This window comes from Streptomyces caelestis (assembly GCF_001279005.1).
Classification (GTDB): domain Bacteria; phylum Actinomycetota; class Actinomycetes; order Streptomycetales; family Streptomycetaceae; genus Streptomyces; species Streptomyces heliomycini.
On sequence record NZ_LGCN01000143.1, the window covers coordinates 78,321 to 90,940 of the forward strand.

The window sequence follows — 12,620 nt, forward strand, 5'->3', positions numbered from 1 at the left end:
GCTGGCTAGGACGCCCGCCCGTACGGCGTCGGCGGCGCCCGGGGGGACGTGAAACAATCGGGACTGGCTCACCGGTATCGACAGCGACCAGGAGACACGGCACGATGCGCATAGGAGTACTCACCGCAGGCGGCGACTGCCCTGGACTGAACGCAGTGATCCGGTCGGTCGTGCACCGGGCGGTCGACAACTACGGCGACGAGGTCATCGGCTTCGAGGACGGCTACTCCGGTCTGCTGGACGGCCGCTACCGCCCGCTCGACCTCAACGCGGTCAGCGGCATCCTGGCCCGCGGCGGCACCATACTGGGCTCCTCCCGGCTGGAGCGCGACCGCCTCCGCGAGGCCTGCGAGAACGCCTCCGACATGATCCGCGACTTCGGCATCGACGCGCTGATCCCGATCGGCGGCGAGGGCACGCTCACCGCGGCCCGCATGCTGTCCGACGCGGGTCTGCCGGTGGTCGGCGTCCCGAAGACCATCGACAACGACATCTCCTCCACCGACCGCACCTTCGGCTTCGACACGGCGGTCGGCGTCGCGACCGAGGCGATGGACCGCCTCAAGACCACCGCCGAGTCCCACCAGCGCGTGATGGTCGTCGAGGTCATGGGCCGGCACGCGGGCTGGATCGCCCTGGAGTCCGGCATGGCCGCCGGCGCCCACGGCATCTGCCTGCCCGAACGTCCTTTCGATCCGGCCCAGTTGGTCAAGATGGTCGAGGAACGCTTCGCCCGCGGCAAGAAGTTCGCGGTGATCTGCGTCGCCGAGGGCGCACACCCGGCCGAGGGCACCATGGACTACGGCAAGGGCGAGATCGACAAGTTCGGCCACGAGCGCTTCCAGGGCATCGGCACGGCCCTGGCGTACGAGCTGGAGCGCCGGCTCGGCAAGGAGTCCAAGCCGGTCATCCTCGGCCACGTCCAGCGCGGCGGCACCCCGACGGCGTACGACCGCGTCCTCGCCACCCGCTTCGGCTGGCACGCGGTGGAGGCGGCGCACCGGGGCGACTTCGGCAGGATGACGTCGCTGCGGGGGACCGACATCGTGATGGTGCCGCTGGCGGAGGCGGTCACCGAACTGAAGACGGTCCCGGGGGACCGGATGGACGAGGCGGAGTCGGTCTTCTAGAGGACTCGTGAGGATCCTGGGGTTCCGGCCCCGCCGCGTGAAGCGGCGGGGCCGGACTCTTTGTCGTGGTGATGGGGGAAGGGGCCGGGGGACGGCCGGACTGAATGTCATGTGCCTGCCGGTAAACGGGCGGCCGGGCATGCCCCCGCAGATCCTGGCCGCCGGCCTCGGAACGGCCCGGACGCGAGCACCCGGTGAGGCCGGGCAGCGGCCGTCCCGCGGCAACGGGACGGGTACCGCGGCCCCGTCACCGCCGGGGCTCGTCGAGGTGGAGCGGCTCCGCATCCGCACCACCCGTGTCCAGGACCGGGCGCCGAGACCCGCGTGCCGCTGTGGACTCCCGACGGACACGAACCGGCCCCGGCGGCTGCCGGTGTCCGGGCACCCGGCTGGACGTGCGGTTTCGTGATCGTCTAGCTTTCCGAGTGGCTGCCGGCGAGCCTTTGGCCCACGGACACGCCCAGCCGGTGGAACCGCTCCACCACGGCAAGCCCGCCCCCGAGTCGCCATTCCGCCGCCAGGTCCGGGGCGGGAGTGTTCCCCCACGGAGCCCGTCAGCCATGCGCACCAGCCGGCCCCCCGCCCGCCGCCTCCCGTCGCCGCTCGCGGTAGCGGCCGTTCTCCTCCCCTTCCTGGTCACGGCGTGCACGGGCGGCACCCCCGGCGACGGCCAGGGCGCGGGCAGGCCCGTCCTGCCGCCTGTGCACGCCGGATTCGACTACCAGCTCGGCGGCGCCTACACACCGCCGGACGGGGTGGACATCGTTGCCCGCGACCACACGGCGTCCCCCGCGCCCGACGCCTACAACATCTGCTACGTCAACGCCTTCCAGGCCCAGCCCGGGGAGGACAAGAGCTGGGACCCCGACCTCCTGTTGCGCGACGGCGCCGGCACAGTGGTCATGGACGAGGAGTGGGGCGAGGCGATGCTCGACATCGGCACCGCCGCCAAGCGTGAACGGATCGCCGAGAAGGTGAACGGCTGGATCGACCAGTGCGCGTCCAAGGGGTTCCAGGCCGTCGAGCCCGACAACTACGACAGCTACACGCGGGCCCCGGGCAACCTGCTGAGCGCGGACGACGCCAAGGCCTTCCTCACGCTGCTCGCCTCGCACGCGCATGAGAAGGGCCTGGCCATCGGCCAGAAGAACACCGCCGAACTGGCCCCGGCGCGCAAGGAGGTGGGTCTCGACTTCGCCGTGGTGGAGGAGTGCGGGATGTACGAGGAGTGCGGTGACTACGTCAGCGCGTTCGGCCCCCACGTCGTGGTCGTCGAGTACAGCGAGCGAGGGCTGCGAGCGGCCTGCGACGGCTGGGGCGACGACATCGGCGTCGTCCGCCGTGACCTGGACCTCGTGACGAAGGGGAGTCCCGGCTACGTACGGGAGACCTGCGCGGACGGATGAGGAGCGCGACGGGGGCGGCAAGTCGTCGGACCGGCCCTGCGGGGGCGAGGGCGATGCGCGGGATCCCGGTGCACCCGGTCGAGCAGTGTCCCGTCCGCGCCGTGTGTGCTCGTCGGGGTGAAGCGCGTCCGGCCGCACGACTCCACCGGCACGCGGGCCGGGCGTGGCTCCGGCGGGCGGGTGCCGACGACGGATTCGGGCCGCCGGCGGGCGGTGCGACTGTCAGACTGGACGCATGGCGAAGAAGCGAACGTCCGACAAGAGTTTCGCCGAGGTGATGGCCTCCGTGGAGCCCGAGGAGGGGACCGATCCGGCCGCCGGCCGGCTCTCCCCCGCGAGCGCGGGTGAACTCGTCGACCGGCAGGGCCGTCTGTGGACGAAGAACAGGGGACCGCTGGACGCTCGGCTGACCAGGCGGCTGGTGAGGGGCGCGGACGAGATGATCATCGGGGAGGGTGCCGGAGAGGTGCTGCGGCCCGTGCCGGCCGACGGGCGTGAGGAGGCCTGGGCCCTGATCAAGGAAGGGCTGGACACGCCCGAATCGGGGCGGTTCCGGGCGTTCGACTTCCGCTCCGGGGACGGCCGGGTCCTGCTGTACGTCGAGGAATTCTGCTGACGCGGTGGTGAGGGCACGAGCCGGGGCGGTCAGGAAGTCCTGACCGCCCCGAGGATCATGTCACCTCTCCCGTTTCCCGGCCGCGGGGTTCACCAGCGGTAGTGGTTCGTGCGGAAGATCCGTCCGAACCGGTTGATGAAGTCGACGTGCACGTGGTTGCCGGAGCCGCACGGGCCCCGGTACCGGCAGCGGCCTCCGGTCCGCGCCACCTGCTTGGCGTGGCGGACCGCGGCGGCCTTGCTGCTGAACCGGGTGGGGTGCCACCAGTTCAGTACGTTGCGCTTCTTGGGGATGTACCGGGCGCAGTTGTGGACCAGCGCCGACCGGCCGTCGGTGACCACGAAGTAGGTGTGGCTGCCGGCGACGGTCAGGTTGAAGACGGTGCGGACCGCCTGCGTGCGGTTGGTGGCCGTGACCTCCGGCGCGATCCCGCTCGGGTTCGACAGGCGCGAGCCCGGCGTCAGCCGGACCGCGTCGACCCAGCCGCGGCCCTGGACGAAGAACGGGTGGTTGGCGGTCGCGGTGATCTTCTTCGACCTGCCGTCGCCGTCCGCGTCCACGGACAGGGTGACGAGATCCTTGGTGCCGTGACCGGTGATCACGTCGGAGACCGGGGAGACCGTGGTCTCACCGGTGGTCTCGTCCACCGCCCGGACCAGGTCGCCGACCTCCACCTGGCTGATCGGCTTGGTGTTGCCGTCGGCCATGACGACCGGGGTCTGGGGCAGGAAGGAGTTCCGGCGGCAGCTGCGGGCGATGGTGCGGGCCGCCCGCAGGGCGCGGTAGCCACGGTAGGCGCGGTAGCCCCAGGCGGCGGCACCGAGGCCGGGGACGAAGCCGGCCGCGGTGAGCGCGATGTCCCACTTGTTGCGCCAGGCCCAGCGCTTGGCCTTCTTGAAGATCTTCTTCCAGCCCCACTTGCCGTCGAGGTCGAAGCAGTTGACCGGGTCGGCGGAGCAGTACTCGTAGGCGTTGGCGTTGCCGCCGCGCTGGGGGTCGACCGACAGGAAGCGGCCGGTGGCGGGGTTGTACTGGCGTACGCCCATGAGGGTGTAGCCGGCCACCGTCTCGCTGGAGCGCTGCTTTCCGCCCAGCCAGCCGTAGCGCACGGCCTGCTGCTTGTCGCGCGGGTTGCCGTACTCGTCGGTGTCGAGGACGATCGGCGCCTCGCCCGCGTTGAGCGGGAGCTGGAGCGCCACGTCGCCGTGGATGTCGGTGAACTGGAGCACCGTGTCGCCGGTCGCGCTGGTGACCGCGCCGAGGTTCCCGGACAAGGAGTCCACGTTGCGGGTCAGGGTGCCGGTGGCGGTGTTCTCGACGATCCAGCGCGGGTTGTCGTTGTCGCCGTCGTAGTGGTTGAGCTTGTTCTCGGTCGGCGACCAGGTCCCGCCGTTGCTGGTCTCCACCGTCCACGCGCGGAAGCGCAGTGCGGCGTCGAGGGACCAGGTCTGCCGCTTGGTGCCGCTGGTCTGCTGATAGGCGAGGTCGTTGGTGTAGTAGCCGACGCTCACGCCGCCCGGCAGGGAGCTGGTGCGGCCGAACGCGTCGTAGCCGTAGCCGGCGTCGGTGATGCGGTCGGCGCTGTCGAACGTCGAGGTCCTGCTGGTTCCTCCGGTGGTCGGGCAGTCCGCGCCGGGCGCCGAGGCGGCCGTGGTCAGGGACGTGCGGTTGGCGTGCTTGTCGAACCCGTAGGTGCGCCGGGTGCAGACCGTCTCCACCGTGTCGTCGACCTGGACGAGGCGGCCGACGGCGTCGTAGCGGTAGGTCTGGTCCGACCAGCCGGCGTGGCCGGTCGTCTGGCCCTGCACGGACTCGGTGACCGCGTCGGACATCACCACGGTGCCGTCGCTGTCACGGGTGTAGGTGCGGTCGACCGGAGCGCCGGTGGTGTCCTCGGTCTGGGTGAGGGTGTAGCCGCCGGGCAGCTTCTCCGTGGCGACCGAGCCGTCCGCGTCATAGGTCGCCTGGAAGACACCCGCGACCGAGTCCGTCGTCTTCGTGGCCAGGCCACGCGGTTCGACGGTGTGGTCGTAGCTGAAGGTGACGGTGGACGGAACGGTGTCGCCGACCTTGACCGGGCGGTCCAGCAGGTCGTACTCGGTCGTGGTCCTGCCGCCGTCGGCGTCCGTGTACGAGGCGATTCTGCCGAGCTTGTCGTAGACCCGGGTGATGGCGCCGCCGGTCGGCGACGTCGTGCGGATCTCCTCTCCGGTGGCCGGGTCGTACTCGGTGGTGGTCTCCGGGACGGCCTGGCCGACGCCGCCGGTGACCTTCACGGTCTCGGGGCGCCCCGCCGCGTCGTAGCTGGTGGTCGTGGTCCGCGTGACGCCGTTGGCGGTGTCGGTGCCGACCGTGGCGTTGCCCCACCAGTCGTACTGGGTTTCCGTGGTGGGCAGTTGCGTCGGGTTGCCGCCGCCGCCGGTGATGGCGCCACCGGGTCCGGTGGAGCACACCAGGTCGGCCCACTCCGGGCGGCCGGCGCACGCGCCGGTGCCGGTCGCGGACCAGTACGTGGTCACCACGGTGCCCGCGTCGGCGCCTGTGCTGCCCGTGTTGTACGTCTTGACCACACGGCCCAGCGCGTCGTACTCGGTCGTGGTGGTGATCGCCAGGCCGGCCGGGTCCTGGATCGACTTCACCGGCAGGCCCTTGGCCCAGTCGTACACGGTCTGCACAACCCGGGTCTCTCCGTGCACGCCGGGGTGCTCACGGACCTGGGCGCCGGTGGTGACCCGGGTGACCTGGTCCTTCACCGTGGCGGTGCCGTCGGTCGGCCGGCCCGCGTCGTACTCGTTGACCGTCCAGCTCCGGGCCGTGACGGGCGAGCCGGCCCCCACCAGGGTGGTCGTGCCGGACTTCAGGTCCGCGGTGAGGTCGACGCGCCGCAGCGGGCCGAACTCCTCCAGCTCCCGGGTGCCGTTGTCGTTGTAGACGGACTTGGTGGCGAGCAGGCCGGCGCGCTCGGACGGGGCCAGCGAGGTGATGCCCAGCTCGGCCTGCGCGGTACGGTCCGCGGCGGTCGTGCCGAGCGCCACGGCCCGGTTGGCCGCCGTCAGCTCACGGACGGTGTTGCCGAAGCGGTCGTACTCGGTCGTCGTGATGTGCCCGCCGGGAACGACGGAGTTCACCGCACGGCCCGAGGCGCCCATGTAGGTGACGTCCGCGCGCTTGTAGGACGTGGCGGTCAGGGAGCCGCCCGCGTTCGACGCCGGGACGGCGTCGGCGGGGAACACGGCGGTCGCGTCGGTCGGCGCGTCCGTCTGGCCCCACGCCTTCACATCGGTGGCGCCCATCTTGTAGGGGGCGGCGGTGCCGGTCAGCGGCACGTCGTAGACGACGCCGGTGGCGGCGTCCCCCTCGACCACGTCGAGGGTGCCCTGCCGCAGTGCGGGCCGCGACGCCTTCAGCAGCATGCCGTCACCGGCCGCGCTGCTGGAGCCGGCCTTGCCGTAGGTGAACGTCCACGGCAGCTGACCGGGCGGGGTGACCCGGGTGACACGGCCCGCGGTGTCATAGCCGTACTGCGTCTTCAGCGCGGGGCTGATCAGCGGGTTCCACGTCTCGGTGAGCCGGCCGGCGGCGTCGTACCGGTAGGTCTGCACGGTCTTGGCGGTCGCCGAGGCGGCACCGGGCTCGGTCGACCAGAGACGGAGCTCCTTCACCTGGCCGGTGAAGTCACCGGGCGTGGTGGCGTTCGCCGTAGTGGTCGTCGCGTACACGAACTCCAGTGCGCGGCAGCCCTTCGTGGCCGGCGTGGCCGTGCACGTCGCGGCGGACGCGGCCGACGTCGGCGCGATGACGCGCTTGGGGCGGGCCAGCGTCTTGCCGTCCACCGTCACGGTCTCGGAGACCACGGTCGTCGTGGTCTGGGCCAGGCCGTCCATCAGCGCGCTGGACACCTGCCAGGACGTCGCGGCCGGACCCGGCTTGGTGAACTGCGTGACCGTGCCCTCGGTGTCGGAGAGGGTGAAGCTGCCGGTCACACTGCCGGTGAGGGTCAGCTCCTCGGACCCGGGCTCCGGTATCCAGCCGGTCTTCGCCGCGTTCGCGGTGAAGGAGATCTCCTCGCCCTCCAGGTCCACCACGGCCACGGCCGTGTCGGAGATCCGCTGCAGGTGCGAGTAGTCGGAGTCGGTGGCCTCGGCGGCCGTGCCCGACACCCACTCCTTGCCGAAGATGGCCACCTGACCGGCCTGCTGTGCCCCGGCCTCCGGCTTGCGGGAGGACGCGGTGCGGGTCACCGACAGGTCGAAGTGCGTGGTGTCGGTGGCGGACAGGGTGTAGTCACCGGTCAGCAGGTTCAGCGAGCCCGGGCCGATCTCGTCGGTCGCGGCACCGGAGGCGGTGCGGTCGACGACCACGCTCAGCGGCTCCGTACTGCCCGACGCGTTGCCGGGTCCGGTGAAGTCGGCCTTGATCTGGACGGTGCCGTCCGGGTCGACCGTGGTGGTCGCGTCCCACACCAGTTGGTCGTTCCTGCCCGCCGTGAGAGCGACCGGCCAGGCGGTCAGCGGGGTGCCGGCCGAGGTGACGTGGCCTGCGGGGATCCGCACCCACGGGTCGGCTTCGGAGCGGCGCCAGGAGAACGACACCTTGTCGTACTTCGCCCCGTCGGCCTCCGCGACGAGCGGGAGGCGCCGGGCGGTGCGTTCGCCCTCGTCGGGCCGGACGAAGCCGCCCGGGCCCGCGTGGAAGGTGTAGTCGACGGCCTCGGACTTGTTGTCCGCCTTGTCGACCTGCCGCACCTGAAGGGTGTGGGTGCCGTTCTTGGGCGGGGTGATGCCGATGGCCTTGGCGGCGGTGGAACCGCCCGTGGCGACCTTGGTCCAGGTCACGCCGTCCAGCGACCACTCCAGCCAGTTGTGGTCGGTGCCGTTGGGGATGACGGTGAAGGTGCCGGCCTGCCCTGCGTTCTTGACCCACGCGGTGGACGGGTAGTCCGTGGAGGTGATCGAGGTGGGGGCGGAGGGCGCGGTGGTGTCGACGCGGAAGGTCTTCCAGGCCGACCAGCCGTTGTTGTAGTGGCTGCCGTCGTAGGGCGAGGTGCGGAACTTGTACGTCCTGCCGTTGGCCAGCACACCGGCCGGGACGGTCACCGGGGCGACCTGCCCGGAGGGCACGTACTTGGAGACGATGACGTCGCCGACCTGGGTGTTGGTGGCGTTGTCGAAGATCTGGAAGGTGCCGTTGACCTTGTCACCGTCGGCGTCGACGAAGGTGTCGCGCAGCGTGGGCGTGGTGGTGTTCACCACGTACTCGCCGCCGTAGGAGAAGTACGGCGGGCCGGCCTCCTGCTTGGTGCCGGTGCGCGGCCGGTAGTTGTAGTTCACCACCAGCTTGGGCGGGTTGGTGGCGGCGTTGGCGGAGTTGACCCGCTTCCACTGTGCCACCACGTTCTCGTCGCTCGCGCGGACGCCCATGTGGCCGCGGGTGGCCTTGGCCGAGGCCCACTCCTGCACCAGCGTGGTCACGTCGGCGTTGATCCAGCCGTCGGGCTGGGCGGTGCACGAGGTGTTGCCGCGGGTCTCGGTGGAGGTGGCCTTCTTCGCCGTCATGGCGGGACGGTTGGCCCACCGGCTGGAGGTGGAGGCGGCGCCGGAGGACCACACCTCCCACGGATACGCCTTGCAGTCCAGGTTGTTGCCGGAGTGGAAGTTCCACAGGCTCAGCTTCGCGTCCAGCACCAGGGCGTCCTGGACCGGCGCGGTGTTCCAGGAGATGAAGGACTGCGCTGTTCGGGGGGTGCCGTCGGCGTTGGTGGTGCCCGGGTTGCCGAAGTCCAGTTCGACGTCGGTGGACCAGTCGACGGTGGTGCCCTGCTGGACGTAGGTGTCGAAGACGTTGCCCAGCGAGGAGGTCGAGGGGTCGACCGTCACCGGGTACTTCGTCTTCGGATCGGCGAGGAACTTCGCGTCGGGGGTGATCACCAGGTCGACGGAGGAGCCCTTCTGCACCACCTTCATGCCGACCTCGGCCTGGCGGGTGTGCTCACCGGACCGCTCGTCGACGGTGGAGTCCCACATCACCGGCGCGGGCATGACCGCCTGCTTCTTGCCCTTCTTGTCGGTGAACCGGACGCTGCCGTCGGCGAGCTGCTTGGCCTTCAGGCCCTTGGCCTTCAACGGCAGCGTGTAGGTGTAGCCGTCCGTGGTGGGGCGCTTCTTGATCTCGACGAACTGCTCGAAACCGGTCCGGGTGGCCTCCACGACGACGTCCGCGTCGGGAACGGCCTCGGGGTAGACGGCCCGGGTGCCGTCGAGTTCGGGCTCGGGCAGCCCGCCCTTCCACTGGAGGGTGATCTGCCGGTCGCCCTCGCCGAGGGTGACCAGGTCGACGGCCTCGGCCTCGCGTGCGGCCTTCAGGGAGGCCGCCGGCTTCCCGGACCTGCCCGCCAGCCGCAGGCCGCGCGGGTGCGCCTCGGGCGCGACCGAGCCGTCCGTGTCCTGCCGCAGGTCGAGGTCGACCTTGCGCCATTCGCCGGTGTCACCGTCCTCGAAGCGGATCGGTCCGGCGGTCAGTTCGGTGGTGAGCGAACCGTCCTCGTTCGCCCAGGTGGTGGAGGTCTCGGTGCGCTCGGACAGGGCCTCGACGCGCTTGCCGGACAGACGGGCGGCCACGCGCGCGGACGGGATGTCCACCGCCTGGGTGACCGTCGGCTTGTCCGCCGCCGTGCGGGGGGTCTCCGGTGCCGCCGCCGCTGTCGAGACGCCGCTGACCAAACCTAAGGCCAGCACCAGGGAGAGGCTTCCCGCGATGTGCCGCAGGCTCCCCCCGCTCCAGGGCCGCCCGCGCTCGTGGGGCGCGGGTATGTGAACCGTCATGATTCCTCGGTCTTTTGAGTTCATCTGCATCACATCCGTGATGCCTTTGTGAAGCTATAGGGAGGAGAAAGACGAGGTAATCGCGACAGAAGCCCGCAAGTGGAACCAGTTCCGCCGGAGGGTTGCAGTGATCTTCGTCACGCTGGAGTGTCGGTTCCTTTACGGTGCGTGACCGGTTTCCGATCTTCTTGCCCCAGGGAGTCAATGCTGTCGTACAACCTTCACCCCTTCGTGTGAGTCTCCTGCGTGACGCCCGTCCGGGCGGCGGGTTTCCCGCTCCGTTCTCCCTCTTCACGCAGAAGGACCTCGCGAACCGACATGCGCACACCACGGCATTTCTGGAAGGCGTCCGCGGTCGTCGCGGCCGGCCTGTCCGGGGCACTCGTCCTGCAGGCCATGACGGGACAGGAGGGCGGCGGCTCCCGCGCCGGCGGTGCGCCGGGGCCCGTCACCAGCAAGGCGGAGACCACCGAGCTGAGGGTCTCCGGGGACGGGACCTCCGCCGCCCTGGGCAAGCGGGACACCGGGCCGTTCAGCATGCTCGGCGTGACCTGGTCCGACCCGTCCGCCCGCGTCGGCGGCACGGTCGAGGTCCGCACCCGGTCCGCCGGTACGCGGAACTGGTCGCGGTGGCTCACCCTGGACGGCGACAGCGGCCAGGGGGAGAGCGGTGCCGAGCGCGGTGGTACCGAGCCGGCCTGGGTGGGTCCGTCCGACGGCGTCGAGGTACGGGTCGACGGAAAGGACTCGGCCAGGCTGCCGAAGGGCCTGCGCCTGGACATGGTCGACCCCGGCAGCGGCGAGGTCACCGCGCTGGAACCGGCGGCGTACGTGGCCGAAGGGGCCGAGGAGAGCGAGGAGCCCACCCCCTCGACCACCGAGCCGGACACCGGCACCGGTACCGAGCCGCAGCCGGACGCCACCCTCACGGAGACCCCCGCCTCCGAGACGCCGCCCGAGCCGTCCCCCTCCGAGCCCTCGGCGCCGGAGCCCTCGACGACCGAGCCGTCGGTCCCCGTCACGCCGTCCGCCCCGGACACCTCCTCGCCCACCGCCTCCCCCACCCCTTCGGTGAGCGTCCCGCCCGCGCCGCCGTCCACCGCGCCGCGCCCGCCGATCACCTCCCGCGCCGCCTGGGGCGCGGACGAGTCGATCAGCCCGGAGGAGCCGGGCTATCTGCCCGACGAGAAGATCAAGGCGGTCGTGGTGCACCACACCGCCGAGTCCAACGACTACACCTGCGAGCAGGCCCCGGCCGTGGTGCGCGGCATCTACGCGTACCACGTGAAGCAGCTGGGCTGGAAAGACCTGGGCTACAACTTCCTGGTCGACAAGTGCGGCACGGTCTACGAGGGCCGCAAGGGCGGAGTCGACCGGCCGGTGATGGGCGCCCACGCCTACGGCTTCAACAGCGAGACCACCGGCATATCCGTGCTGGGCACCTACACCTCCACCGCGCCCTCCACGGCCGCCATGACCTCCGTCGCCCGGATCGCCGCGTGGAAGCTCGGCCAGTACGGCGTCGACCCCACCTCCACCGCCACCCTCACCGCGGGCGACAGCGGCCGCAGCTACACCGGGAAGACCTGGGCCAAGGGCGACCAACTCACCCTGCCCGCGATCCACGGTCACCGCGACGGCTACAACACCCAGTGCCCCGGCGACGCCTTCTACAACAAGCTCGCCACCGTCCGCACCTGGGCGGGCGGACCGGTCTCCGGCCTCACCCTGAAGTCCGTCACCGGCAACAGCACCTCCGGCGCCACCACCTACACCAAGGCCGCCGTCACCGTGAACTGGTCGGCCACCACCCCGGCCGCGCTCATCGCGAAGTACGAACTCCTGGTGGACGGCAAGACCGTGGCCACCACCGCCGGCACCGCCGCCTCCGCCAAGGCCACCCTGACCGCCGGCACCCACCAGGTGGCCGTCCGCGCCGTCCACCAGTCCGGCAGGACGACCACCACGGCGGCCGCGACCGTCGTCGCCGAGACCACCGCCCCCGCCTTCACCACCAAGCCGAACCTGGCCCTGCGCACCGGCACCGTCAACACCGCCGCCGTCCCGCTGACGCTGAAGTGGAAGGCCACCGACGGCGTCGCGCTGAAGGAGGTCCGGCTCACCGCCCCGACCGCCAAGACCTACGGGCCCACGACCACCAGCGCCGGCCACACCGCCAAGTCCGGTGCCGCCACCACCTGGTCGATGAAGGCCTACGACCGGGCCGGCAACACCGCCACCGCCTCGGTCGCCGGCACCCCGGTCATCCTCCAGGAGAGCTCCGCCACCAAGTCCGGGACGTGGACGACCAAGTCCTCCTCCAGCTACCTCGGTGGCAAGTCGTACTCCAGCTCCTCCAAGAACGCCTCACTGAGCTGGACCTTCACCGGCCGCTCCGTCGCCTGGACCGTCTCCCGCGCCACCACCTCCGGCCAGGCCCACATCTACGTGGACGGCAAGAAGACCGCCACCGTGGACCTGAAGTCCTCCACCACCAAGTACCGTGACGCGATCTGGACCAAGACCTGGAGCGGCAGCGCCAAGCACACGATCAAGATCGTGGTCGTCGGCACGAGCGGCCGTCCGGCCATCACCACGGACGGCATCGTCTACCTCAAGTAGCGGCCCCTCCGCCCTCGGCGGACCA

The 12,620-nt window shown here is 71.1% G+C and carries 5 protein-coding genes; 4 read left to right on the plus strand and 1 reads right to left on the minus strand.

The genetic code is table 11. The annotated features are described in order from the left end of the window. The first annotated feature begins 104 nt into the window (after positions 1–104). From ADK41_RS14165 to ADK41_RS14175, 3 genes are all read left to right on the plus strand, one after another. Entirely contained in the window at positions 105–1,130 is a 1,026-nt protein-coding gene (locus ADK41_RS14165; protein WP_030829023.1) for an ATP-dependent 6-phosphofructokinase, read from the plus strand. A gap of 560 nt (positions 1,131–1,690) precedes the next feature. Then, entirely contained in the window at positions 1,691–2,536 is an 846-nt protein-coding gene (locus ADK41_RS14170) for an endo alpha-1,4 polygalactosaminidase (protein WP_030829025.1), read from the plus strand. Positions 2,537–2,771: 235 nt separating this feature from the next. Next, positions 2,772–3,152, plus strand: coding sequence for a hypothetical protein (locus ADK41_RS14175; protein WP_030829027.1), 381 nt, complete (start codon positions 2,772–2,774; stop codon positions 3,150–3,152). An 89-nt stretch (positions 3,153–3,241) separates the two neighbouring features. On the opposite strand, the gene ADK41_RS14180 is transcribed toward ADK41_RS14175, so the two are convergent. Further along, on the minus strand, positions 3,242–9,973 hold the full coding sequence (locus ADK41_RS14180; RefSeq protein ID WP_078662011.1) for a polymorphic toxin-type HINT domain-containing protein: 6,732 nt from the start codon (positions 9,971–9,973) through the stop codon (positions 3,242–3,244). 318 nt (positions 9,974–10,291) lie between these two features. On the opposite strand from ADK41_RS14180, the gene ADK41_RS14185 reads away from it, so the two are divergent. After that, the gene (locus tag ADK41_RS14185; RefSeq protein WP_030829032.1) at positions 10,292–12,595 is read left to right on the plus strand and encodes a peptidoglycan recognition protein family protein; all 2,304 of its coding nucleotides are present in this window, start codon (positions 10,292–10,294) and stop codon (positions 12,593–12,595) included. Positions 12,596–12,620: the final 25 nt, after the last annotated feature.